Genomic DNA, 25247 nt, shown 5'->3' with positions numbered 1-25247 from the left:
GGACATGAACATCCGCTCCACCCGAAGCCTCGAAATGAAGGCAACATGAAGACCATTGAGGTTGTAGTCATCAGCCTACCGAAAGCCACCGAGCGCCGCTGTCGGATTGCGGCAATGTTCGACGGCACTGGAATAAGGTGGCGCTATTTCGACGCACACGATTCACTTCAGCATGCCGGGCTGCAATATGATCCGGACGAAGTCAGAAGGCGGTTCGGACGCACGCTCTCTGGTCCCGAGGTGGCCATCTGCTCGAGCCACGTCGCGGTGCTGGACCAGCACCTCAAGTACGGCACTTCGGACTACGTGCTGGTATTGGAGGACGATGTCATCTACGACACCGACTTCCCGATCGAGAAGTTCGGCACGGTTTGCGCGGAAAAAGGATTGGACTATATCCGACTCTTCGGCAAACACCATGCCGAGAGCATTCCGCTGACGTTCTTTTTTGACCGACAAATCGTCCGGTTCAAAACCAGCCCCACGGGAGCCCAGGCCTACCTGATGTCCAAGACGGGTGCCCGGTTGTTCCTGGAAAGCTTCAGATCGATCGATCAACCGGTCGATCTGGCGCTGGACAGCTTCTGGCGGACGCGGCTGCCCATTTACTCCATTTTTCCATTCCCCATCATCGAACGGTATTCACGGTCACAAAACCTCATCCCGCCCTACCCGGCGCGACGCGACCCAAGAGAACAGCTCGACTGGCTCTGCACCCGCGTTGCCAACAAGACCAAAAAGATCTGGGCAAACGTCAAATTGACCTCAACCGATCGGCAGATGCAAAAAGCTGGCGCGAAATTCCAACAGATAGTCGATGAGTGATTGCCCTCACGCCGCGGCGGCTCTGTCGGCCAGCACCTGCTTGAGATGATCGGCGGTTCGAATGGCCAGCGAAAGGATCATCAATGTCGGATTGACGTGACTGCTTGTCGGGAAGACGGAAGCACCGGCTACATAGAGCCCCTTCACTCCGTGGACCTGACAATTGCTGTCGACCACGCCAAAGCGGGGATCAACGGACATGCGCGTCGTCCCGATCATGTGACCCATGTCGATCAGCGGCGCCTCGTCCGGCCGGTCGTTGACGATCCAGTCTTCCATCACGGGTGCCGGCATTCCGGCCTCGGGCAGCTCCTTAAGCAGCAGCAGGCCCATACGGATGACGCTTGCGCGGTCGGCTTCGGAAATCTTCCACGAGGCCTTGATCCGGGGCAGGCCGAGCATGTCCATCTGATCGGACAACACGAGGCGGCTGTCAGGATTAGGCTCCTGCTCTGTGATGACATGGACCCCCATGCGGTCCAGCTTGTGAGGAACGCCCTTGCTCTGAAACTCACGCACCACCAGTCCGGGATTGATCGCCATGACCAGCTCGACAATGCGTCGCTGCAGGAATCCGGGAAAGTACTTGCTCTGGAAAATCCGCAGGCCGACGCCTTTGGTCAACAGGCCGGCGCTCTTCACGAGCGACCAGAGGTCGGCGAAATAGCTTTCGCTCTTCAGCTTCATGAGCCGCTTGATCGCCTCGATGGGATCGTCGCGCGCGATCTCGGGCAGGACAAAAACGGCGGTATTGAGCAATTTCTCGCGGGCCTGAAGTTCGGGACTGAACGACAGCCCGTGCAGGTACATGACCAAGGCACCGTTGTGCGGGATCGTGTAAAAGCCCAGATAATCGGCGGCCTTGACATCCTCCCTCTTGAAGTAGCCGATGCGCGTACCGGGATGATCCATCAGGTAGCGGCCGACGACATCATGTGAATTGCCGAGACCGCGCTCGTGCTGCCGGTTGGAGATCAACAGCAGCCGCGCGTTCTCGATGCCGCCCGCCGCCAGCACGCACAGCCGTGCCGTTGCATAGGAACGCGCTCCGCCGATCGTGCTGATCTCGAGGCCACGAAAGGTCTTCCCCGCGGCGTCGGTATCGATGTGAACGACGGTGGCGTTGGTCAATATGCGAATATTGTCCGCGTGCTCGACCGCAAATTCCTCCGCGAGATTCAAGATTTCGGTATGCTTGAGCCGCGACCGGGAAAATTGCCAGAAGGCGGAATGCAGCTTCGACTTGTCGAGCGGTGGTCGCTTGATCCGCGGCCCGATCAGGTCCCACAATCCCTCGCCGTAGATGTTCGGACCCAGGTTCAGCAGATCCGCGGCTCGCCTGAAGTAGGGCTCCAGCGTGCCCCTGCTGATCGGCCAGCCGGAATGCGGGACCCAATCACGCCTGGCGAAGTCGATTTCGTCGAAGGTCGCCGATTTGCCGCCCCAGTAGGGGCATCCGCCGAGCATCCGGCAGCGCAGCCCGTAGGGTTGCGTCTCCGGATCGTAGGTCCGCATATTGCCGCCGTGAAAGGCGGCGCGGAACGCTGCGGACGCCTCCCCTCGGGGCTCCCCGACACTCTCGACCGTGTTCAACTCGGCGTGGAGCTCGCTCTCCGTTACCAGCCCGCTTTCGAGGATGAGGACCTCGATCTTCGAGTTCATGAACTCCCGCGCGAGAGCGACGCCTGCCTTGCCGCCGCCAATGATAATGATATCTGCCTTGAATTGTGATGCGGCTGGATAAGTATCCAAGGTTTCAATTAACATCGTTTTTTTGACCCCGCAAACTATCGCGCAGTAGCAGCTCTTGGTATCCAAACCGTCGATGAGGGCTATTGAAGCAGAACAGCCTTCGGCCCGTTCGATCCCGGCGTGTCGCGGTGCACGGCTGCCATCAGACCGGGCTTTCCGCTATGCCGATATCGTGTCGCCAACCGCCGATCGAACGCGCAAGTGCTCTGCGAGCCGGGCGGCGAGAGCGACGGCAGCAAACGTCGGATTCGCCTGCCCCGACGTCGGAAACACGGCGCTGCCAGCCAAATACAAATTATTCAAACCGTGAACACGGCAATTGCTGTCGACCACACCCAGCCTCTGATTTTCATTCATCCTCGCCGTGCCAATCTGGTGATATCCGTCCCGCGCCTGCGCAAGAACGTCTGCGGCACGTTGCTGCGGCGGCTGCCAGTACTCCAGATGTCCGCGGCCGCTGCGGCGGAGCGCATCATCCAGGACCTCGTGAGCGCGCACAATCGATTCTGCTTCTTCGTCGCAGTACCTGAAATCCACGACCAGTTTCGTACCCTGTCGAGGATCATGGGTCAGCCGAACCTGGCTCGACGGGTTGGGAACCTGCTCGGAATGATAGTGCAACGCATATCTTCCCCGGCGATTGCAGAAGAAGAAGGGCTTGATGTTTCGCGACGACGCAAGATGGATCGCCGCATGGGCGATGCCTGTGACCGCCTTCGCCGGATCGCGCAGGACGTTCGCCAGGTGCTTGCCGTACCGGAACGGAGGCGGCCCGCGATGGAAGGCGAAGAACTCCGTTGATGAAAACCTATTTCCAACGACCGGCAGCGCCATTGCCAGAAACATCGATGACGCCGCCGCGTTGGCGTGGCTCGGATCGTGAAACGGCGGGTTTCCCAACCAGAACACCGTATTGAGGAGTTGGTGCTGGATCTGCGTCGCGGCGGGAAGAGTGAACCGGCGCCGGCACCAGTAGCCGCGTTCATCGCGCGCATAGTCGAAATACCGCACATCGGCCGGATCGTTCAGCACCAGCGTCGCGATCTTGCCGGTGAGGTGTCCCATGTAGAATCGTCCCAACGGACCGGCATTGCCGCCGAAGCGTTGTGGCCATTGCCGCTGCAGCTCGAGCAGCAGCCGTGTCGTCTGCAATCCGCCGCAGGCCAGCACGAAGTTGCGCGCGCGCGGCAGAGCTTCGTCAGTCCGACCAGATTCGAGTTTCAGCGTGCGAACCGAGGTGCCGTCGACATCGAGATCCAGACCGGCGACCGCGAAGCCCAGGCGAAGGCTGAGCCGCTGCGACGTCTTCAGCCTGGTCTTGAATCGCTGACCCAGGCGAGGCTGCGACGAAAGCCGTTCCACCGTATGAAATGAAACGTCGGGCATTTCATTCCAATCGATTTTCGAAGAAACGAAATCGTCGGCGCCACAATCCAGATAGAAGGCAGCCTTGCGATACCAGTTCTTGATATCCCGGTGCGGGATCGGCCAACCGGAATGGGGAACGTGCGATCGCTGGTCGAAATCTATGTCATCGAAGGGGACGCAACGTCCCCCCCAGAGCGCCGAGGTGCCGCCCAGTCCGCTTCGCGTGACCAGATCGATCGACGCGTGGCGCGCGTTGTCGTGAATTTCCACATTGCCCAGGCTGTTGACCGGCTTCCCGGAGTCCGCCGTACCGGCGTCAACAAGCAGAACCGACAAGCCGGCAGCCTCACATTCAAGCGCGACCGTGAGCCCAACAGGTCCCGCCCCAATGACGCAAATATCAAAGATCGGTTGGCTTGAAGTCAATTTCGAAAAATACATCGAATACAATCGCATATAATCCGCGTGCGACCGCGGAAGTTTATTTCGATCCTACCGGAGCGAACAGTCCAATCTACGTTCAGGCGTTGAGTGCATACCGGGTCTCGAATTCAACAGCGCTGCCTAAACTGCAAGCAGCATGAGCCGCTCAGCCCTCATGCAAGGTCCGTCGTGGCTCATCGCTGCAAGTTACGAGCCGCTCTATCGGCTGGCAAAAGGAAAGTCTCTGTCTCGTGAAATGAGACCGGCCTGTGTGGCCCAATCCACACAACTGGCAATGCCCTCGTCGAGAGAAATCCGGGCTTCAAAGCCGAACTGTTTTGCATGCAAAGCAGAAAAAACCACGTCGACGTCATACAAGCCGACGGCTTCGGCGGGGGTCGACCGCAAACGCGCTTCAACTTGCTTCAATAAGCCATTGAGAACAGGGATTTTATTTGCGGCCCTCAGCGCACCCTGATGATTTCCCTGAATATATTTGCCGAGCGCGCGGATGGGGCGCTTGATGGCCGCGCCCGGAGCGAACCCGTCGCGAGAATCCGGAAGCGAACCGCAACCAAGCGCCCGGTTCAATTTTTCGAAATACGCGTTGAACGTCGGGATTTCCGGCCCGTTCACGTTGAAAACGGAATAGGAATTGGGAAGCTCGGCGACGGCGAGCTGGTTCGCGAAGCGAACGACATCGTCGACATGGACCAGGTTCGCCTTGCCGTTTCCGGCTTGACCGAGCTGCTTCAGTTCGCCGGCGAGAATGCTCGCGATGTAGCGCGCCGTCCACTCCTCGCCGTAGGGTCCATAGACGAGCGATGGCCGCAGCACCGCCACCGCGAGCCGTTGACCGGCGGCGGCCCGGCACGCCTGCTCGGCGGCGTATTTGCTTCGCCCATAAAGGCTGACGGGTGGGACAGGGGAGGTATCCTCGGTGACGATGCCCCGCGCGTTGCCGTAGACGGCGACAGAGCTCATGTAGATGAGCTTCCGCACACCGCGGGCCCTGGCGCGATCGAGGACGAGCTCCGTGCTCCTCACGGTCGCGCCCGGATCGGTCCGGTTGCGCGCGCAATGGATGACCACGTCGACGCCCGACATGGCCGTGTCGAGCGAGCCTTGGTCCATGACATCGCAGTCGACGATCTCGATCGGCAACGCGGCAATTCGCGCCCGGCTGGTCGAGCTCAGGACTCCGGCTTTGACGTGAGCGACGCCGGCTCGGCACAGCGTTTCAGCCAGACGCGCGCCGATGAAGCCGCCGGCTCCGGCAACCAGAATCGTCGGCCGGTCGATCACCTGGTCTCGAGTGCGTTCGTGCCGTCGATGGCGGCGCCCGCGAGATGATAGAGCGTGCTCGCGGGCATATAGGCCACCGCCGGGTCACCGTTCTGATCAACCTGGTCGATCCAACCGCCCTTGAGATCGGCGGGCAAGTGGGTTCTGAACAGGCCCTCTGTGACTTCATTCACCAGGTTCGGCCAGAGCTTGCCGTCCGGATCCTCCCTGCACAGGGCACGGATGGTTTCAGTCTGGGGCCATACGCGCGATCCGCCGCTGATGACCGCGCCATTCTCCTGCACCTGGCTCCTGACCAGCGCTTTTTTCCGGTCAATGCCATAGGTCACCGCATGCGCAACGAGCCGCCCTACCCTGTCGCCCGCGTCCAAGCCGGTGAGCCGTTCCCATTCCCGCAGCAGCCAGGCCCATTCCATCTGATGCCCCGGCTCGACGACATTCTCCCCGGGAGCCCGATCCGGCTTCCAGTCCTCCCCGAATATTTCGCGAACCGTGCCGGTTGCCGGGTCTGACAAGGCCGCGTCGAAGAGTTCGACGATCGCGGTCGCCCGCGCCAGATAGCGTTCCTGCTTGCTTGCATCGGCGAGCGCGAGCAGAGCCTCTAACAGATGCATATGCGGATTCTGCTCGCGCAAATCCGGCTTCCCCGGCACCTTGCTGAGAAAACCGGGTTGCGCGGGTCGCGAAAACACGAGATCGACATCTTCAAGGGTGCTGTCGGCCAATGCAGGCAGGGACGCATCTCCGCCGAGCCGATAAAGCCACGCGAGCATGTAGAGGACGAAGGCGTGCGTGTAGAGGTCACGCGTGGCATCATGGGGGCGACCACCGGGATCGACGGAAAAGATCCACCCCGGCTTTCCGTCCGGCGACCGGTAACGGCGCCGGGCGTTCTCGAAAGCCCGCCACACGCGCTCTTCGCCGCCCTTGCTCCAGCCGGCCAGCGAGGCACGCGAATAGACCACGATCTGCCGGGCCTGCACCATCAGGCGCCGGGGCACCTCTCCGACCGGCTCGCCGGAGAGCGCCAGCCGCTCGTGAAAACATCCCGCAGCCTCGTCGAACCCGGCCGTCGCCCAAAGCGGCAGCGCCTGCCCGGCGACAAAAGTTTTTAGCCGGCGCAGCCCAAGCGCTGGCTCGATCGTCGCACTCACGACTTCATCCGTTCCACGATCTTCGTCGAGGAGCGGCCTTCTATCAGGGGGAACAGGGCTATGCGACCGCCACGCGCCTTGACGAGGTCGCCGCCCACGACCTGTTCTTCGGCATAGTCGGCGCCTTTGATGAGAACGTCGGGCGAGATGGCGTCGATCAATGACAGCGGCGTGAGCTCGTCGAACAGCACGACGAGATCCACCGCCCTCAAGGCACCCACGATGCGGGCGCGATCCTGCTCGGACTGGATCGGACGCGTCGGCCCCTTGAGCTTTCTTACCGACGCATCTGAATTCAGCCCCACGATCAGCCGGTCGCCTTCGCGCGCGGCAAAAGACAGCAGCTCGATATGCCCGGTGTGGATGAGATCGAAGCAGCCGTTGGTGAAGACGAGGCGCTCGCCCATGCGCCGCCAGTTCGCGGCCATTTCGGCCGCCGTCGATTTGGTTACGAGCGATCCCGGGTGATGCTTGGCGCTGGAGGCCCGCGCCAGCGCCGCGTTGAGCTCGGCCCTGCTGACCACCGCGGTGCCCAGCTTGCTGACGGCAACCGCGGCAGCTGCGTTGGAAATCTTCGTCGCCTCCTCGATCGAGTATCCGTCAACCATGGCGACCGCCAGGGCCGCGAGCGCCGTGTCGCCGGCGCCGGAGACGTCCGCCACCTCCAGCACCGCGGTCTTGAAGTGCTTGACGGGCAGCCCACGCCTGATCAACGACATGCCCGCCTCGGCGCGGGTGACGAGCAGCGTGCCGCCGAACTGGCTTGCGACCGCAGCCGCGGCCATCTCGACCTCGGCGTCGGAGCTGCAACGCATTCCCGTTGCAGCGGCGAGCTCGCCGGCGTTCGGCTTGATGATGTCCGCTCCCTGATAGGCTTCCCAGGTTCGTCGCTTCGGATCGACAAGCACGAGCTTGCCCGACGACTTGGCGGCGTCAATGATCTGCTTCAGCACGTAATCGCTGAACACGCCCTTGGCATAGTCCGACAGCAGCACGATCTCGGCGTCTGCCATCGCGGTGCGAGCCGAGGCGACGATGGCCTCCTCGACGTCGCGCGACAGGCGCGTAACGGACTCGTGGTCGATCCTGAAGAACTGCTGCCGACCGCTTACGACGCGGGTCTTGCAAATCGTCGGCCGGGAAGAATCGGTCACGAGATGGTCGGTTGACACGCCCTTCCGAGCGAGAATTTCCTTGAGGTCCTCGGAATTGCGGTCGTTGCCGACAGCACCGACGAGCCGGACCTCGCATCCGAGGGCGACGAGATTGACCGCGACGTTGGCGGCGCCGCCGGCCACCGCTGAATCGTGGCTGTGCAGGAGGATCGGTACCGGCGCCTCAGGCGAAATGCGCTCGACTTTTCCGGTCAGATAACGGTCGATCATGACGTCGCCGACAATGGCCACGATCCCGCGCAGGCTCTGGTCCGACAGCATTGCCGACTCCCCTATTCATCAACACCGCGCAACGCGGATAAAATCATCGACTACGAAATCGAAAAACACCGGGATCAACCGACCGCATCCCGGACGGGCCGCAAGGCCTCCAGCACCGATCCGATGGCGTCTTTGGCGGTCACGCGCTGAATGCAGGCCATGTGTGCGCAGCCGCCGCTTCGGAAGCACGGCGCGCATGGCGTCCTGAAGGTCAAAATCCGGGCCTGGTCGTTGGCGGGTCCAAATTGCTTCGGATCGTTGGTCGCGGGCATGACGACGGTCGACGGAATCCTGAAGGCCGCGGCAATATGGCTGGTCGAGGATTCCAGACAAACGACGTGAGCCGCTCCGGCTATGACGTCGATGAACTCGTCCCACGACAGCTTGTCGCAGAGATTCAGGACCATGTGCGGCGGCACGGCCGCCGATATGCGGCCGGCCCGCTCGCGTTCGCGAGCGCCGGCGCCGGCAATGACGATCGAGATGCCTCGCTCCGCAAGCTCCTTGGCCAGCCGGATCCAGCGCTCGTCGGCCCATTCGCGGATCGGATTGCCCGCGCCCGCCTGGAGCACGACGTACGGCTCCCTTGGCCGTTTGCCGGTCGCCGACGGCGCGGGATAATAGGCCTGAAGCGGACGGTCGAGCGAGCTATCCGAAAACAGCATTCGCAACAGATCGCGCGGATAATCGAGGAAGGGCCGCGAGGCGTGAACCCAGCGGGCGCGATGCGTCAGCAGCGGCCCAAAACCGCCGCTGGTGAAGCCGGCGCGCACGGGAATCCCCGTCGCGTGAAGCAGGGGAATGCTGTTCTGCAGGAACGGATAGCACTCGACCGCGGCATCATAGCCGTCCCGCCGAACCTGCTGCGCAGCGGTTTTCCAGCTTTGCCGATGCGAGCGGATCTTTTCTGCAAGCGGCCGGCTCGACCTGTCCAGCATGAAATGATCGGCGAAGTAGCTGGCGTCGTAGAGTTCGGCGATCCCCTTCAGCATCGGCTTGGCCCAGGAGCCGACGATGAGCCCGATTTTCGTTTCCGGACGGTTCTGACGAACCCAACGCAGCGCCGGCAGCGTCATGATCAGATCGCCGAGATGACCGCACTGGGAAAAGACGATCGAACGCAATTCTCCGCCGTGACTCGCAGTCGCATGCGGGCGCCTGTCGGGCACGGCAAGGCAGGCGAGATCGATGGCGCGCAGGCCGGCGGCGACGTATTTTTTCCGCACCAGATATTTTCCGACCATCGGCGAAAGCGGCGCTGGAAATTCGAGATCGGGATCTGTGCTTGGCTGCGAGGACATTCTCGGTTCCGGATTTAGCCCATATTAGACTGGGTCGCCTGCGCAGACATCAAGGTTGTCGAATTAATTTTAACGAGCCCTCGAACGGGTTTACCGCGTTCGCCGGACGCAATTGGTTAATATCTGACGGAACGATGACGCTGGTTGCGTTGACACCCGTCACGGATTTGCAAATGATCGACGAAGGCATGCCAAAAAACCTCAGGTGCGGCGGATTGGGAGCGAGCCTTTGCGGCCTTTCGTGAAGCGCTGCGCGCTTGCCGCCGCAACCGTGTGCATCATCGCGGCCGCGCTCGAAATAGCGGGCCTGCACGCGTCAGGCCCGGGCTCGAATTTGGACGGCTGGAAACCACTGTTCAACGGACGTGATCTGGCGGGCTGGCGGGCGCTCAAAAGCGAAACGCCCGGCGATGGATGGCTTGCCAGCCACGGGGTCCTCACCCGGGCGCGGAATGGCGGCGACCTCGTCACCGTCGACCAGTTCGCGGACTTCGAGCTCAACCTGGAGTGGAAAATCAGCAAGGGCGGCAACAGCGGAATTCTGTATCGGGTCAACCTGGACAATGGCGAGGCTTATGAAACGGGACCCGAGTTCCAGATACTCGATAATCTAGACGCCGCCGACCGTCTGCAGCCCAATCATCGGGCAGGATCCCTTTACGACCTCGTCGCCCCCGCTCGGGACACCACCAGGCCATTGGGGCGCTGGAACAGGACCAGGATCGTCATTCGCGGCTGGAAAATCGAGCACTGGCTCAATGGAAAAAAGATCGTCGATGTCGACCTGGCAAGCCCGGAGGGAAAGGCGCTGATCGCCAGGAGCAAATTTGCCGGTTCCGCCCATTTTGCCTCGTTCGGGCGCGGGCACATCGTGCTTCAGGACCACGGCGACGTCGTCAGCTTTCGCAGGATCAGGATCCGCGACCTGGGCGGACCCTGACCTTGCCTGAATTCGTTAACTTCGCAAACAACCCGTAGTTCATATCCATGATTGATTGCATCCGGCGCGACGAGCGTTTTTTTGGCGTAACCCTGCTTCGCGCGATCGCGGTGCTCTTCCTGATCGTGCACCACACGCTCGAAACGTCCCGTATGGCCTCCGCCGCCCCGCAGGCGTCGGACTGGCTTGTACGAATTGGCGAGGCGGGCGTGGATCTGCTTTTCGTGGCCACCGGATTTCTGATGCTCTATGCGGGCTTCCGGCCCGGACGACCGGTCGCAAGCCCTGCGGCGTTTCTGCTCAGGAGGCTGGCACGTCTGTACCCCCTGTACTGGGTGTGCTGCCTGGCTTTTCTCGGAATCTGGTCGGCCGGGTTTCTCAAATCCAGGGACCTGAGTGCCGGCGCGGTTGCCAAGTCGCTGCTCCTGATCCCGAGTTCCGATACGCTGATGGGGATCTCGTGGATCCTGAGCTATCTTGTCTTCTTCGGCCTGATATTCAGCGCAACGCTTGTGTTTCGCTCCCGCGACGCCTCGATCGCGATCTGCACGACGATCATCGTCGCTCTTCTTGCCCTGGCGCCGGCTCTTCCTGCCGGAGAGATCAGCGACTTTCTCGGAAAACCGATCGCCGTGGAATTCTGCTTCGGCATGCTGGTTGCGAGATATTTCCTGGAGCACGGCGAGCGCATGCCGATTTCCGCGTCCTGGAGCGTCCTGGCCTTTGCCATTCTCGCAATCGCTCCGCCATTGGTGCCGAGCCCGGACGCGTCAGGTCTGGCCGGGCTGCCGCGGGTGGCAGCCTGGGGCCTGCCTGCCACGCTGCTGCTCAGCGCGTTCCTCTCCATCAAGCCGCCGAAAACGCTCAATGCCCGCCTTGCGAATTTGGCGGGCGATGCATCCTACGCGATCTATCTCGGGCACTTCTTCGTCATGATCCTCTACGCCAAACTGCTGAAAGACACCGCGCTTGGCCACCATTCGCAGGTCGGCGCAATTCCGCTCGTCATATTGATCTGCGTTGGAGTTGGCGTTGCGATCCATCTCGTCGTGGAGCGGCCGCTGACCTCGCATCTGCTGCGTCTTTTGCGCCCGCGACCGGATCAGAACGAAGCCGGACCGCGCGCGATCTAGCGCCCATTGCAAGTGCCGATCAGTGCTTCACCAATATTCGGCGGACCGAAGTCCAATCCTCGCGCAGGTTCTTCCAGTCGAGCAACACCATGCAAAGCGCATAGGTGGCGAGCGCGGCGCATAGGCCGAGCAATGTGCCGGCCGCTCCCAGCGGAAAGAAACTGCTGGTGAAGAGGTAGGCCGCCGCCGCGATCACGCTCGAAAGTGCGGGACGTACCAGGCCCGCAAGCATCGGCAACGGCCGACATCCGGTCGCCTCGCCCGAAATCGTGAGCATCGCGACCGAGTAGGTCAGGAGAACCGCGATCATCCCGTATGCGACTCCTGTAAATCCGTACCAGATGCCGCCCGCAACAGCCAAAAGCCGGCCGACGGTCAGGCCGACAATGCACCAGAACTGAATTTCGAATCTGCCATAGGCCAAAAGAACGGGCGCAGTCTGCGAACATATGGCGCTGATGGCGTAGAGCGGCAGAAAGATGCGCAACAGGAACGGCAGGTCAGCCCATTTCGGTCCCAGCAGCAAGCTGACCAGTTCTGGCGCCGCAGCGGCTCCGATGAAAGTGGCAGGAAGCATCGCCAACCCAAGCAGCCGACACAGTTGACGATGCAATATGACGATCCTGTCCTTGGACTCGGTCAGGGCCTGAACGTACAGCGCGCCCCAGGACATGTTGGCAACGGATTCACTGGCGAATTTGGAAACCTGATTGGCAAAAGTGAAGCTGCCGAGCAGCGCCGTGCCGAACAATTTGTCCAGCATGAGATTTTCCACGGCGCGCCCGGCATATTCGGAAATCCGGCTCGCAACCATGATGCCGCCGGAAACCAGATGCGGCCGCAATGCACTGAAGCTGAACTCGAAGCGGGGAAACTCCATCACCGCCAGATTCAGAATGATCGCGCGGACCCCAAAAGTGACGACATATTGGCCGGCGAGACTCCACGCGCCGGCGCCGTAGACCGCCAGCGTCACGGCGAGCGTCGCGCCAACGATGTTGGAAACCAGGTCGGCGCTGGCTCCCACCCCTATGTTCTTGCGGCGCGTGAGCCGCGCCAGCGGCGCCACGGATAACGTCAGGAATACGAGGCTGAGCGACAGCAGCGCGATCAATCCGGGCAACCGCGGCTGTTGCGCGACATAACCGAGAAACACGCCAAAGACCGCGGCAGCAACGGCGAGCGTGATCCCCATGATCTGAAGGGCCCAAAAGGCGCTCGACCAGACCAGCGAGGAGGACTCCTGCTCGCGGACCAGCGTGTTTCCCAGGCCGCCATCGGCCAACAGCGTGACAAGGCTGATGGTCGGAAGCGCCAGCGCATAAAGGCCGAATTCGCTCGGTCCCAGCAGTCGCGCCATGACCGGCAGCAACAACAGCTGGAGCACCGTCTTTATGATATTGACGACTCCTCCCGCGATCGCGCCGAAGGCCATGCGCCGATCTTCAGGAGAAATTCCCGGCTTCTTCTCGGTTTCCGACGTCAAGCTTGTGCCTCTATTGTGCCTAAAGACCCGATGGCGTTTGCCGGCGAACACCTTCGGTGGATCGTGAGTGCCCGAAATCGGGCGCCAATTTCCGCAACATGCCGTCCCGTTGCAAGCCCTGGCAGCAGGTTTTCTGCCCGAGCGTCGGTCGCTGCATCGAGAGGCATTAGAAAGCTTGCGTTCCGTTAGTGCTTCGCGAGCAAGCGCTCGAAGACGCCGAGATACTGATGTGCAGCGCCGTCCCACGAGAATCCCGCCGCATTCTCATAGCCGCGGCGGACCAGCGCTCCGGACAAGTCGGGGTCGGCCAGCAGCGTCTTCAGGCGATCGGCTAGCTCGCGCGCGTTTGCCGGATCGAACAGGATGGCCCCCTCTCCTGCGATCTCGGGCGTTGCCGAGCGATTGGAACAAATGACCGGACAACCGCACACCTGCGCCTCCAGGATCGGCAGGCAGAAGCCCTCGTAAAGCGAGGGCACGCAGAGGCAGCTTGCGTAGCGGTACAGGCCCGCCAGCCGGCGGTCGTCGATCGAGGCGAGACGAACGAGAGGCAGCTCGCAACCAAGCCGGCGCAGCGTCCCGGCGATCGTCTCGTTGTGGTCTTCACCGACGTGCACCAGGGTAACGTCCGGAAAGGAAGAATGGATGGAAGCCATGGCTTCCGCGAGGACGCCGAAATTCTTGTTCTCCGTGGCGTTGCCGACGGCAAGCACGTAACGGCCAGGAATCTCCCGGGATGCATCGACCGGCTTGATCGAGGTGGCGGAATGGATCGCCGTGACGCGGCCTTTCGACTGCGGGTACCACAGTTCGAGATCGCGCTTCGTGGCCTCCGACACCGTCACGATCTCCTGATTGCCGTAAAGCATCAGCCTGAGAATGGAATCGTTTGTCAGCCTTTCCCGCCAGCCGACCTTCTTTCCAATCATGCGAAAATAGATGTCGTGGACGATCAGCATGCGCGCCCTCGCCCCCGTGGCCGAGCCAAACGGATCGAGGTTTACGACAAGGTCGATCTCCTGTTGCCGGCAGAACGCAGGGAATGCCAGCGACTGCTGCAGAACGGCCAGTTTGGCGCTGGAAAATCGCGGCACCGTCACGACGTCGAGCGGCTTCGCTTTCAGGCAGGCGGGCAGATGCTCATGCGACCACGGCGAGCGGAGCACGTACTGGTAGTCGTTCTTTCCGATGAGGCTGCTCAGCAGTTCCAACGCCATGCGCGCGACGCCCGACGGGCGGCCGGCATACTGGCTGGGCATATTGAACAGAACGCGAGTCATGGACTTCTTGGTCGGTCGGCCTGTGGAACGCGCACGGATCGGATTAATCCACTGTTTCTAATACATGGAGTGCCGAAAAGCTGATGCAAATTATGACGTGGTTAAATCAACTTCGTGATCCGGCCGGCCGGGATTTCGTTACCAGCTTAAATTGCTGGTCTATTGCGCCGGAAAACCCCTCGCCCCGTTAGGCATAATTCTCCAACGACCGGCTCCCCCTGACAGGCCCGCAGTCGCCGGGTCGATCATTGCCACGGCACAGCCTTAGCGAGCAAATTCTGCACGCAGATGATCGGCCAGGCGGATCGCGAGCGCAACGATGGTCAGCGTCGGATTGGCGTGCCCACCGGTCGGAAAGATCGAGCAGCCGGCAACATAGAGATTTTGCACGCCGTGGGTGCGGCAGTTCTCGTTGACGACGCCGTCGCGGGGGTCCTTCGACATCCGCGTCGCCCCGATGAAATGGAAGGTACCCCAGAGGTCACTGCCCTGAACCGGCGCGTTGCTGGTGAGCCATTCGGACTGTTCGGGCTTGCCGAGCCCGAGGCGCTCCAATGTGTCGGCGATGAAGCCAGCGAAGTGACGCGCGGTTTGGCGCTCGATCTCGCTTATTCGCCAATCGACCCTGGCCTGGTTCATGCCGAGCACGTCCTTCTGGGACGAGAGCGTGATGCGACTGTCGGGATTGGGTTCCTGCTCCAGGTCGATGATGATCGACACCAACGGATCGGGGAGCATCATGGGCACCCCGCGAATTCGCCGCAGGACATTGGCGCTGACCGAGCCAGCGCCGCCGGCCAGCCGCGCAACGTCACCGGCGATGCCGTGATAGGGCTTTGCCGCCCTGATCGCCTGCTGGAGGCGCGCGGCCGCCCGCCAGGCGGAGTCCGGGCGCGCGGCGTAGTAGAACGCTGCACTCGCGTTGACCAGGCGCAGGTTTCGCTGCGCGTGCTCGGACAGCGCAAAGCCGATTTCATATTGAACCCCGCGCGGCCGCAGGAAATCGGTAAAGAGGTTTTGCAGATGCACCGCCGTCTCCGGCGTCGTATCCAGCGTTGCAATGCAGCCGCGCGGATGCTGCGCCAGATAGCGGCCGAGATTGCAGAATTCGTTGAGCTTGTGAAGCACATTGCTCGGGGCGTTGAGCAGCAGCCGCACATTCTCGATCCCGCCGCAGCAAATCACGAACTTCCTCGCCGTGATGGTCATGCTGACGTTGTTGAGCGATCGGACGACGATCGATTCAATGAGCGAGCCGTCGGCATTTCCCTGGAGTGCTACCAGGTTTGCGTGCAGGAGGACGTGGGTGTTGGGATCGGCCCTCAGCTTGCCGCGATAGGCGCGTCCCCAGTCAAAGCGTGGGCGCGGACGCCCCAGTTCCTGCAAGGCGGCGCCCTCGGAGTCGGCCGGAGCAACGCGCCATGTGAACGGATTCACGTTCGGCGAGCCGAAGTCTGGAACCTCGATTCCGAGCGTTGCCGGCACGCGATCGTCGGGGATCCATGGCTCCGCGAAATTGTTCACCCGCTTGGAGCGCTCGTAATAGGGACGAAGCGTTTCCAGATCGATCGGCCACCCCGATTTCCTCACCCAGTCGCGGGCCTCGAAGTCGATCGGGTCGAGCATCGCGCATCGCCCGCCCCATCTGGTGGCGGCCCCGCCGAACAACCGGTAGCGCCCCTCGTCCATGGTTACGGGATGGCCAACATTTTCGCCCTGATAGAGGGCCTGCGTGTCCGGCTCATCCGCCAAACCGCCGGATTCGACCACGCAAACGCGCAGGCCACTGCCAATAAATTCGTTCGCGATCGTGATGCCGGCGGGTCCGGCGCCCACAACACAGATATCGACCGGCAGCGTCTTTCCGTTCTCAAATTCTTTCAGGTCTTCAATCATATTGCTCGATCCAGGCTGGCGCCGTCTCGACGGCTTATCCGTGCCAACTCAATTGCCAAACGAACCAAGGCGCGCGTTAACGCATTGAGGCATGTCAAACCGTCGCGGGCATGCCGATGAGACCCCTGATTGCGTTAACAGCGCCCGTGTCCAGTCCCTACTCCATACTCGTGCAGCCATTCATGCCGGCCCGCCTGCGAACTATCCGAGCTGCAGAATGCGACCAGGCCGGACGCGGCCCGTGGCCACATCCAGCAGCGCCAGCGCATTGCCCTTCAACCGTCCGCGCCGATCGACCCACGGTTCGGGATTGGCGCTGCGCAGCAGATTGGCTGCCAGATTGCGACACATCAGTGACAGGGCATAGGACCAGCCCATCGTTCCCTTCCGCGCGAGGTACACAGGATTGGCAATCTGCGAGTAGCCAAACCTGACGCCGGAAGAGCGGGCTCCCTTGTTGCCGAGATGAACACCCTTCAGCAGGCTCGACTCGATCACCCGGCCGTAGCGGGCGACCTGGGCCGAGAAGTCGATATCCTCCTGCCACGCATAGAGCGGAAGATTCTCGTCGAAGAGGATCGCGTGCTCGCGGATCGGAGCCAATCGGAACGCCATGTTGCAGCCATATGTCCCCACGGTCCTGGTGACCTCAAGCTCGCTCGATGCGGCTTGCGCGGCTTGCGCAATGACCGAGCGCGCGTGTTCGACGCCGAGCCCGGGTCCGTTGATGCCGTCCTCGATCGGCCTTCCCGTCGTCGCCATCACGTCGTCGTGGGCAAGAAAGATTCTTTCAATCTGGACCAGGTAGTCGTTGCAGGGAAAAAAGTCGTCGTCAAAAAACACCACGACGTCGGCGTCGAAGAGCTCCGTGATGATGCGATTGCGTTGCGCCGCCGAGCCGATCGCGCTTTGCACAACGGAGGCCGCGACCGGAAACTGTTTCAGGTATTCGGTGTCGACGTCCTTCTCGTTCACGACACTGATCACGAGACGATCCGGCAGCCGCGCTTGTTCGGCAATCACCTTGACGGCTTGACTGAGAATGTCGCGCCGCCCGATCGTTGCAATTCCGACCGCAATTTTCAAACGCCCGACTTGCATCCCTGCCCTGTACCGAACACCACGTCACATCGACGGACACGTCGGCCTTTCGCATGACAATTGCACGCGAGCCGCGTCAACCCTTGGCTCTGGAAATTGAGCAATAGCACAACCGATATGTGGCCAAGAAAAAACTATGCCAAATAATTAACATCGGAGCCGGCAGCGCAGCTTGATGGTCGCAAACGGCGCCGTCAGCCGCGCCCGCCAGGTGGATGCAGGGGTGTTCCCAGCAGCGGAACAACATAGGGCGATCTGGGGTCGTGCAATTCGGCAGCCGCCCCGCGCGGCCGCGGACGCTTCACCACTTTGGCGCTGGTCAGAGCAGCGAAAACGAAGAACGGCAAACCAAGATCGGTCAGGGCGCCCGACGCGGCTGCGGTCAGCAGCCACGCGATGCAGACCGATTTGGCCGCCTGTCGATATCCGACGTTAGTGTAGTCGTGCTCCCCGGCCCTGCTGTTGGCCAACAACACCAGGATGAAGAACATTGCGAAGATCGGCGTCCCGATGATGCCGAAGCTGGCGAGAACGCTGATCGGAAAGCTCGAAGCCCGCAGGCTTCCGTTGCCGACGCCGAGACCGGCCGTGTCGAGGATGTTCTGCAGCGCCTGGCTGTTCCACATCGCCCGCTCGATGCCCGAGTTCGTCGACATCTTGTTGAAGATCATCGTATCGAGCAGATCCTTGACGTAGGCGGATGCAGGATCGCTGAGACCGATGCAGATGGCCCCGACCACAAGGATGATCGGAGCGGCGAGGACAAACAGCCCGCCCTGTCGCGTCATCGGCCGGCGGGTGGCCCCGAGCAGCACCTCGAGATAGAAGTACGGAAGGATACCTGCCAACCCGACATAGGCCGTGGTCGATGTCGAAAAGACGAGCGCGACAAGGGAAAGGCACGTCAGCGGAAAGGTGACGCGGGGGCGGATGCCGAGCAGCCAAAGCTTGCAGGTGAAAGCGAAATACCCGAGCGTGGCCGCGCCGAACGACGACGCTTCCACGAATGAACCAACGATGCGCTTGTAACCGGCAACTTCCGCCTCGCTCATCAAGGCGTAGTTCGCGTTCCGAATGAACGACATCAACTCGGTCGTGCCCGTGTAGTAGGTCAGCAGATCGAGGACCGCCATGGCCAGGTTGAACACGGCGCAAGCCACTAAAGCATTGCCCAGAATCCGGCGGCCGTCATGCGTCGCCGCATAGCCGCTCAGAACGAAGAAGCAGACAAAGTCCCCGATCAAATAAACCGATTGCGTCAGGTTGGACATCGCCGGAGCCAGCGGCATGGTAATCGCGCTGCCCTCCGTGCCGGTGATGGCGCGAACCGGGAAGATATTCGTCTGCCCCTGAAAGATCCGCGGCATGACATAGGCCGAGATCACGGCGTACAGGGTGGTCAGCAGCAGCCAGAATCCCGGCTGCTCGACCGCAAACCCGCGCAAGGCATTGTTGAAATAGACGCGGTTGGCCATCAGCCTGAAGGCAAGAAAACCCAGCAACAGGTGGGCCGGCGAGATGTTGGTGCCGCCGAGGGAGTCCAGAATCAGGGCCGCTGCCGACCCCAACAGCGTAGAGAAAATGAAGGCATAGACGATGAACTTCGGGTCATATTTCAGACTCCCAAGTCCTATGGCCAGCGCGATGATCCCGATCAGTTCAACCGTCATTCGCCGTTGTTTTCTCTAAATGATCCCGTACTTCGCTGCCATCGCCCGGGCCTCGACGCTCCCGTCGCAACCCGCGCTCGGGCTTACAATATCGCGGTTCGTACCAGGTTGCGAAACCTGGCGCGACGGCGTGCAACGCGGATAAGGAAGATCGACCTGTTCTTCAGCGCCATGCGCCGCTCCTGATCGGCGAATTGGAGCTGCTCCTGGTCATTCCAGTATTTGAGCGGAAACAGCCGGTGCGATCGCGCGCGGATGACGTCGGAATACTCCGGCTGTATCGCGGACCATGCCTTCAATGTGCCCATCCATGGTTTCAGGCCGCCGATGAAGTGCAGCAGCTTCGGCTCAGCGATATCGGTGACATTCCAGCCCCAGTACGGCGTCTGAAAGTTCCAGACCGGCGACAAGCGTGTCCTGATTCCGCCCGCCACCGCATTCAGCGCACTCTGATCGTGATAGCGGCAAATGGGAAGATTCGCTCGCAGGAACGACAGACATTCGCCAGAAAGCCGCGTCCACTCGCTGGCACGGCACTTGATCACACCGGAATTGAAATAGCCCTTCGACCGGTCGAGGCCGATTGCGTCAAAGTAGGCACTGACAAGCTTGCCGGTCGGGCCAAAATCGTCGGCATAGAAGAACGATTGGTCCTCGCATGCGAGCAATCCCACCTGCGGCGCCGCGAGATCGAGCAGCTCCTTCGGATCCTGCATGAACCACGTGTCGCCGTCGACATACAGGATATCGGAACGTTCATCGGTTCGAGCGAGTGACGGAATCAGGAAGCGAGCCAGCGCCGAATACGGCACATGGGTCTTGTTGAAGTTCTCATTGTCGAACTCCGTCAGGCTCTCCTTGCTGATCTCGTGGACCCTGACTGCGAGGTCGGCCGCGAGTTCCTGGAAAGCGAGGATCTGGGGTTCGTTCATCCCGAGCAGCACGACGTTGATCGGCAGGCTGGCGGAGGAATGCCAGCGACGCAACGACGCGATCGAGGCGAGCGTCGGGGTCACGAAGCCGGAATCCGTCGTGTAAAACACCTCCGTGCTGCGATGCGCGTTCATCTTCGACTGTCTCGATCTGATCTGGCCCGGCGATTGCGCTCGTGCAGGTCACGCCCGGTCGACCTGCTTGACGCTTTCGGACTACCGCAATCCCCCGTTCGTCCTCAGCGACTGTATCAGCGTCCGTTTCGCACGCGCACCTCTTTGACGAAGAAATCGCTCGGAGAGGCGATCCCGTTCAAGCGGAAATTCCATCCCCATTGGCCAACGAAATTGGCATCGGAAAGCTTCCAGGTCAGCTCCTGCCAGTCATCGCCCGCCGGGATATTCTGGTAAGCCGCATCGACATACCCTCTTTGCGATTCATAGTTAAGGTTCATGCCCGCCATTTTATCCGGCGTAATGCGGCGCACGACGGCGGTTATTTCGATATCCCTGGTACCGAAGGGCAGGAATTGCGGATCGACCGCAAAGTAGACGTAGTGCCCTTCCGCGTCCGGCCGTGAAAAATCGGTCTGCCGCCACGACTTGTCGCCGAGGCCCACGGGCTTCGTGGTCGACATGTTGATCTGCTTGACGCCGTCCTCCAGATTCGTCGCCTGCAGGCGTACGGTCGCGAGCCGTCCTTGAACATGCCGCGCGCTCCAGGGAAAGGCGCTGCCGCGATTGAGCTCCGCCTTCTGCACCAGATCGTGCGGCAAACCGCTGATCAGCACCGGCGTCCCGTTGAGTGCGAGATTGCGGCCCGCCGCGATCGTTTCGCGATTTCCCGCGAGGTCGGCGACGACAACGTCGCCGCCAAACGAGAACGTGGCCGGCCGGTTCGGCGGCGACCAGGCCGCCAGCACGTCGCCGGCGGCTCCGTGAAAGACGAAGCCGTAGCCGCCGCCGAGATCGAGCCATCCGGCGTATGCGGGTTGGGAGCCAAGCAAGCCCGTCATGGTCTTCAGCGCCTGATAGGCCGGACGCGGCGAAAAATCGGCACGAACCAATCCGTGGTCCATTCCGTTGCCGTAGGCAGGACCCCGCGCTTCGAACCAGAACACGCGCTGGAAACCCGCCGCGATCGACAGCAGATAGGCTTTCGCGAGCGCGACGGCCTGACGCTCATCGCCCGGCTTGTTCGGCCCGAGCGGCGCCTGCTCGCCGATCTCGGTGATCCACAGCGGAGTGTCGGCGGACTGGCCGTTCGATACCAGCATCTGGCGCAGCGTGCCGGCCATGCTGAGAAATTCCGGCTCTCCGTTGTCGTTGAGCTGGCCGAGCTTCTCGTAGGGATGAACGCAGACAAAGTCGAAATGGTTGGCTGCGCCGGCCTTGATCGCCCTGTCCAGAAAGCCGACGTCGAAGTTTGCCACACTCATTCCAACCTTTGCGGTCGGATCTATCTTTTTCGCCGCGACGGACGCTTCGCGCACCAGTTCGGCGTAGATTTCCGGGCTTCCGTTCTCGGCAAAGCTTCCGTTGAACTCGTTCCATACCTCCCAGTACTTGATGTCGGAATGATAGCGGCCGACCATTGCGGCGACGTAGTCGCGCCAATACTGAATATCCTTGATTGGAAATTTCCTGGTGCCGCCGTCCGCCGAGGCCCAGTTCGCGAGGTAGGCAAAGACGCCGATCAGACGAAGGTCATTCGCGCGCGCATTCTCGACGAGACGATCCGGCTGGACAAAATTCCAGTATCCGTGCTTGGGTTCTATCGTCTGCCATTCATAAAACGCGCGCAGCCATCCGACGCCCGCCTGCTTCAATAGCGGATTGAATGCGGGAAAAGCCGACAGCCATTCCCCACCGGTAGCGACGCCCCACGGGCTCCGATTATCGCGCAGATCGCTGGCGGGCGCCTCAATGCGCCGATCGTCGGCAGTCGCCGCAGCGACGACGCAGTTCAGCATCAGGATCGACAGAAGAAAGACGCGGCGGCCCCGCACAAGACGCGACAACGGCCCGACAACAAATGACTGCCACATGAGAAAAGCACCTGGCCTTGCGGGATATCGGGTTAACCTTGAAATCCTGGCTGCGTGCGCCCCGAAGCCCGTTCCTTCGGCTTTTCAGCGTAGCAGCCCTGCAATTTCGGGTCCACGCCCGCAAGTTTCGCCAGTTTCCCTGTGCGACGTTAACAACCATCCATTAAACTTTGGCGACCTTATTGGCCTTTGCGGAACGCCTCGCTAGAGTTGGACCAATTGCGGCAATGGCTTCAGGTTCTCATTCAAAATATTCGATGGAAGCTCGCGCATGAAGGTCGCGATCATTCACTATTGGCTTGTTGGAATGCGCGGCGGCGAAAAGGTCGTTGAAGCGCTGTGCGAGATGTATCCGCAGGCCGACATCTACACGCACGTCTATGTACCGGAAATGGTCTCCGCCAGGATCCGCCAGCACCGCATCATCCCGAGCTTCATCAATTCGCTGCCGCGCGCCGCGAAGATGTACAAGACCTATCTTCCCCTGATGCCGCTCGCCCTCGAGCAGCTCGATCTGCGCGGCTACGATCTCGTCATCAGCAGTGAATCGGGACCGGCCAAGGGCGTCATCCCGCCGTCGGACGCGGTTCATGTCTGCTATTGCCATACGCCGATGCGCTACATCTGGAACATGTATCACGACTATCGGGACGGCGCCGGACGGCTCACGCGCATGATGATGCCGCCGCTCTCGCATTATCTGCGGATGTGGGACGTGTCGTCCGCCAATCGCGTCGACAGCTTCGTCGCGAATTCGGAAACCGTCGCAAGGCGGATTCGCCGCTATTATGGAGCGGATTCCGTCGTCATTCATCCTCCCGTCGATACCGATGCCTATTCGCCCGCCGCGCCATCCGAGCTCGGCGACCACTATCTCATGGCCGGCGAGCTCGTTTCCTACAAGCGGCCCGACCTTGCGGTGCGCGCCTTCAACGACATGAAGCTGAAGCTCGTCGTGATCGGCGGCGGCGAGATGCTCGACGAGGTCCGCCGGCTGGCAGGCCCAACCGTCACAGTCCTCGGCTCGCAGCCTTTCGACGTCCTGAAGCAGCACTACGCGCAATGCCGCGCGCTGATCTTCCCCGGCGAGGAAGATTTCGGGATGGTGCCGGTCGAAGCCATGGCGAGCGGGCGCCCCGTCGTCGCCTTCGGCAAAGGTGGCGCGACGGAGACGGTCGCCGAAGGCGTTTCAGGGGTGTTCTTTGCCGAGCAGACGATGGAGGCGATTTCAGCCGCGGTAAAGCGGCTGGACGAGATCAAGATCGATCCGAAGGCCATCACCGAGCACGCCAGGCGGTTCGGCCGCCAACAGTTCTTCGAAAAGATGGGCAGGCATATCGACGGGTTGCTCGCGCGGAAACCCGGGCAAAGGATCGCGGCGCCGCTCGCCCCCGCCGAGCTGGTGGAGCGGATTTGACGTTCGCCGGCCATCCGCGACTGCCTGATGCGAACGTCAGAGGGCGAATGCCGGAATCGGACCATTAGCGGGTGTCGATGACCGCGAGCGACGCGCCCTCGATCACCAGGCACGTCAACAGGCCCGTGGCAAAAGCGCCGGTATCGACATTGATGCGGTTCGGTGCAACTTCGACTTCACGGGCGGGCGTGTGTCCGTGAACGACGATCTTGCCGAAGTCCTCGTTCGATTTCAGGAACTCCTCGCGGATCCAGAGCAGGTCGCTTTCCTTTTGCCGCGACAGCTCGACGCGGGGTTTCACGCCGGCATGCGCAAAGAAGAAGTCGCCGCATACAAATGACCTTTGCAGGTCGCGGAAGAAGCGGAAATGGGCCTGCGGAAGCGCGTCGTGAAATGCCGCCTGCAGCATGGCGACCGGCTTGCCATTCGCCAGATGCTCGGGGGGAACGCCGTAGGAGATCAGCGTCTCGACGCCGCCGAGACGCATCCATTGATCGAACAGGCTGCGGTCGCTCAGGCATTTGAGCGCGATCAACTCGTGGTTGCCTTTCAGGAAGACCGTTTCGTTTCGTTTGCCGTGCTCGATCAACCGATCGATCGTTTCGCGCGACGAGGCCCCCCGGTCGATGTAGTCGCCGAGAAAAACGTACAGCGCCTTCTGCGTCGGTCGTGCTGCCTTGTCCGCCTCGATCCGCGACAGCAACACGTTGAGGAGATCCAGCCGGCCATGAATGTCGCCGATCGCATAAATCCTCAGCCCTGCCGGCAGCGACGGGCGTCGTCCCAGCACATCGAGTTGCTCACTGGCCGGCAGCAGGGACAGCACGCGTCAATCCGCGGTCGCTGGCTGGTGTTTGAGGGGGAGCGATTGCATTTGGTGCACTTTAGCGGAGTCGGTTGGTCGGACAAAATGACCTATATGCCGTTTCAAATCCCGGCCGCCAGTCAGGCGGCCCTCAAAACGCAAACATTTTCAAGCGCCTAGCTAAAAGGTTGGAAGCTCACGCAGAATCGAGCAGATAAACCATAGCGACCATGTATGGTTGATACATGGTTTCGCCTCGGCTATTGTCTGCAAAGCTTTTTGTTATCAGAAACAATTGCTTGGAGTTATATCAATGCGTATGGGATTGATCGCCAAGGCGCTGGGCGTCCAGCTTTTGCTCGCCTTCTGCGCGAGCGCCGCATTCGCCGCCCCCTGTGTTAATCCGCCGCTTTCCGACGCGGCGGTGAACCAGTTCAAGACCAATCCGCAGAGCGCGCTTCCGCCCGATTCGGACGCGCGCACGGTGGAGGCCCTGGTGAGAGACCTTGCCGGAACCGACGCGACCCTTGCCGCCGACATCGTCAAGCTGGCGCAGGGAGCCAATCCCCGCTTCCAGACAGCGATCGCAGCCGGCCTCGCCCAGGCGGCAGTCGCCTGCCAGACCATCGATCAGAACGCGGCCCTGCTGATCCAGCAAGCCGTCGCGGGCGTCCAGGACGGCGAATTCCAGAACGCCTTTGCGGCGGTCGCAGGAGATCTCTCAACCGCAGCGATTACCGCCGCGGCGGAGTCGGCGACCGGTGCTGTGGGCAGCGTCGTCGTGACAAATCCGAATACAGGCCGCGGATCGACCACGAACCCGGGTGGTGGCGGCACGGCGGTATTTTTCCAGATCACCGGCACAGGCGTCACGGCGACCAAGCCCACCACAACCACCACGACCGCAGCAACCCCGGTGAGTGTGACCCGATAACCGTTCCGGATGCGGAGCGGAACGGCCGATCCGACGGAAAG

The 25247-nt window shown here is 61.4% G+C and carries 19 protein-coding genes; 5 read left to right on the top strand and 14 right to left on the bottom strand.

The window, feature by feature from the left end:
- The first annotated feature begins 45 nt into the window (after positions 1-45).
- Positions 46-825 carry a glycosyltransferase family 25 protein gene (locus tag QOU61_RS17205; RefSeq protein ID WP_289660804.1) on the top strand — a complete coding sequence of 260 codons (780 nt, stop codon included), beginning with the start codon at positions 46-48 and terminating at the stop codon, positions 823-825.
- A 6-nt stretch (positions 826-831) separates the two neighbouring features.
- Here QOU61_RS17205 and QOU61_RS17200 read toward each other — a convergent pair whose 3' ends face one another.
- The 6 genes from QOU61_RS17200 to QOU61_RS17175 all read right to left on the bottom strand — a co-directional run bounded on the left by QOU61_RS17200 (position 832) and on the right by QOU61_RS17175 (position 9564).
- Positions 832-2643 carry a GMC oxidoreductase gene (locus QOU61_RS17200; RefSeq protein ID WP_289660802.1) on the bottom strand — a complete coding sequence of 604 codons (1812 nt, stop codon included), beginning with the start codon at positions 2641-2643 and terminating at the stop codon, positions 832-834.
- A 93-nt stretch (positions 2644-2736) separates the two neighbouring features.
- Complete coding sequence (locus QOU61_RS17195) at positions 2737-4386, bottom strand: FAD-dependent oxidoreductase (RefSeq protein WP_289661566.1); 1650 nt, start codon at positions 4384-4386, stop codon at positions 2737-2739.
- Between the two features lie 201 nt (positions 4387-4587).
- Positions 4588-5673, bottom strand: a complete 1086-nt coding sequence (locus tag QOU61_RS17190) for an NAD-dependent epimerase/dehydratase family protein (RefSeq protein WP_289660799.1) — start codon at positions 5671-5673, stop codon at positions 4588-4590.
- Complete coding sequence (locus tag QOU61_RS17185) at positions 5670-6827, bottom strand: AGE family epimerase/isomerase (protein WP_289660796.1); 1158 nt, start codon at positions 6825-6827, stop codon at positions 5670-5672. Before QOU61_RS17185 ends, QOU61_RS17190 begins: the two co-directional genes overlap by 4 nt.
- On the bottom strand, positions 6824-8263 hold the full coding sequence (gene rfaE1 / locus QOU61_RS17180) for a D-glycero-beta-D-manno-heptose-7-phosphate kinase (protein WP_289660794.1): 1440 nt from the start codon (positions 8261-8263) through the stop codon (positions 6824-6826). The genes QOU61_RS17185 and rfaE1 overlap by 4 nt, the downstream gene beginning before the upstream one ends.
- A gap of 74 nt (positions 8264-8337) precedes the next feature.
- Positions 8338-9564, bottom strand: coding sequence for a glycosyltransferase family 9 protein (locus QOU61_RS17175; RefSeq protein WP_289660793.1), 1227 nt, complete (start codon positions 9562-9564; stop codon positions 8338-8340).
- Positions 9565-9793: 229 nt separating this feature from the next.
- On the opposite strand from QOU61_RS17175, the gene QOU61_RS17170 reads away from it, so the two are divergent.
- Positions 9794-10504, top strand: a complete 711-nt coding sequence (locus QOU61_RS17170; RefSeq protein ID WP_289660791.1) for a 3-keto-disaccharide hydrolase — start codon at positions 9794-9796, stop codon at positions 10502-10504.
- A gap of 47 nt (positions 10505-10551) precedes the next feature.
- A complete protein-coding gene (locus QOU61_RS17165; RefSeq protein WP_289660789.1) occupies positions 10552-11637 on the top strand; it encodes an acyltransferase family protein in 1086 nt (361 codons plus the stop codon).
- Positions 11638-11656: 19 nt separating this feature from the next.
- Here QOU61_RS17165 and QOU61_RS17160 read toward each other — a convergent pair whose 3' ends face one another.
- From QOU61_RS17160 to QOU61_RS17130, 7 genes are all read right to left on the bottom strand, one after another.
- Positions 11657-13174, bottom strand: a complete 1518-nt coding sequence (locus tag QOU61_RS17160; RefSeq protein WP_289660786.1) for an oligosaccharide flippase family protein — start codon at positions 13172-13174, stop codon at positions 11657-11659.
- Between the two features lie 134 nt (positions 13175-13308).
- Positions 13309-14403, bottom strand: coding sequence for a glycosyltransferase family 4 protein (locus QOU61_RS17155; protein WP_289660784.1), 1095 nt, complete (start codon positions 14401-14403; stop codon positions 13309-13311).
- A gap of 264 nt (positions 14404-14667) precedes the next feature.
- Positions 14668-16299 carry a GMC oxidoreductase gene (locus QOU61_RS17150; protein WP_289660782.1) on the bottom strand — a complete coding sequence of 544 codons (1632 nt, stop codon included), beginning with the start codon at positions 16297-16299 and terminating at the stop codon, positions 14668-14670.
- A gap of 201 nt (positions 16300-16500) precedes the next feature.
- Complete coding sequence (locus tag QOU61_RS17145; protein ID WP_289660781.1) at positions 16501-17385, bottom strand: glycosyltransferase family 2 protein; 885 nt, start codon at positions 17383-17385, stop codon at positions 16501-16503.
- Positions 17386-17594: 209 nt separating this feature from the next.
- Positions 17595-19070, bottom strand: coding sequence for a hypothetical protein (locus tag QOU61_RS17140; protein WP_289660780.1), 1476 nt, complete (start codon positions 19068-19070; stop codon positions 17595-17597).
- Between the two features lie 83 nt (positions 19071-19153).
- A complete protein-coding gene (locus QOU61_RS17135) occupies positions 19154-20137 on the bottom strand; it encodes a glycosyltransferase family 8 protein (protein ID WP_289660779.1) in 984 nt (327 codons plus the stop codon).
- A gap of 116 nt (positions 20138-20253) precedes the next feature.
- A complete protein-coding gene (locus QOU61_RS17130; protein ID WP_289660776.1) occupies positions 20254-22050 on the bottom strand; it encodes a glycoside hydrolase 5 family protein in 1797 nt (598 codons plus the stop codon).
- A gap of 271 nt (positions 22051-22321) precedes the next feature.
- On the opposite strand from QOU61_RS17130, the gene QOU61_RS17125 reads away from it, so the two are divergent.
- Positions 22322-23467, top strand: a complete 1146-nt coding sequence (locus QOU61_RS17125) for a glycosyltransferase (RefSeq protein ID WP_289660773.1) — start codon at positions 22322-22324, stop codon at positions 23465-23467.
- 64 nt (positions 23468-23531) lie between these two features.
- Here QOU61_RS17125 and QOU61_RS17120 read toward each other — a convergent pair whose 3' ends face one another.
- Positions 23532-24284, bottom strand: a complete 753-nt coding sequence (locus QOU61_RS17120; RefSeq protein ID WP_289661564.1) for a metallophosphoesterase family protein — start codon at positions 24282-24284, stop codon at positions 23532-23534.
- Between the two features lie 307 nt (positions 24285-24591).
- On the opposite strand from QOU61_RS17120, the gene QOU61_RS17115 reads away from it, so the two are divergent.
- Positions 24592-25206: a hypothetical protein gene (locus QOU61_RS17115; protein ID WP_289660771.1), complete on the top strand. Its 615-nt coding sequence runs from the start codon at positions 24592-24594 to the stop codon at positions 25204-25206.
- Positions 25207-25247: the final 41 nt, after the last annotated feature.

It is taken from the genome of Bradyrhizobium sp. NP1 (assembly GCF_030378205.1).
In the GTDB taxonomy this organism is placed as follows: domain Bacteria; phylum Pseudomonadota; class Alphaproteobacteria; order Rhizobiales; family Xanthobacteraceae; genus Bradyrhizobium.
This window is presented reverse-complemented; position numbering and strand designations above follow the sequence as displayed.

Excerpts from the sequence above, each read along its gene's own strand:
- QOU61_RS17205 (WP_289660804.1), top strand. The coding sequence starts at position 46 with ATGAAGACCATTGAGGTTGTAGTCATCAGCCTACCGAAAGCCACCGAG.
- QOU61_RS17195 (WP_289661566.1), bottom strand. The coding sequence starts at position 4,386 with ATGTATTTTTCGAAATTGACTTCAAGCCAACCGATCTTTGATATTTGC.
- rfaE1 (WP_289660794.1), bottom strand. The coding sequence starts at position 8,263 with ATGCTGTCGGACCAGAGCCTGCGCGGGATCGTGGCCATTGTCGGCGAC.
- QOU61_RS17175 (WP_289660793.1), bottom strand. The coding sequence starts at position 9,564 with ATGTCCTCGCAGCCAAGCACAGATCCCGATCTCGAATTTCCAGCGCCG.
- QOU61_RS17165 (WP_289660789.1), top strand. The coding sequence starts at position 10,552 with ATGATTGATTGCATCCGGCGCGACGAGCGTTTTTTTGGCGTAACCCTG.
- QOU61_RS17155 (WP_289660784.1), bottom strand. The coding sequence starts at position 14,403 with ATGACTCGCGTTCTGTTCAATATGCCCAGCCAGTATGCCGGCCGCCCG.
- QOU61_RS17150 (WP_289660782.1), bottom strand. The coding sequence starts at position 16,299 with ATGATTGAAGACCTGAAAGAATTTGAGAACGGAAAGACGCTGCCGGTC.
- QOU61_RS17140 (WP_289660780.1), bottom strand. The coding sequence starts at position 19,070 with ATGACGGTTGAACTGATCGGGATCATCGCGCTGGCCATAGGACTTGGG.
- QOU61_RS17135 (WP_289660779.1), bottom strand. The coding sequence starts at position 20,137 with ATGAACGCGCATCGCAGCACGGAGGTGTTTTACACGACGGATTCCGGC.
- QOU61_RS17130 (WP_289660776.1), bottom strand. The coding sequence starts at position 22,050 with ATGTGGCAGTCATTTGTTGTCGGGCCGTTGTCGCGTCTTGTGCGGGGC.
- QOU61_RS17125 (WP_289660773.1), top strand. The coding sequence starts at position 22,322 with ATGAAGGTCGCGATCATTCACTATTGGCTTGTTGGAATGCGCGGCGGC.
- QOU61_RS17115 (WP_289660771.1), top strand. The coding sequence starts at position 24,592 with ATGGGATTGATCGCCAAGGCGCTGGGCGTCCAGCTTTTGCTCGCCTTC.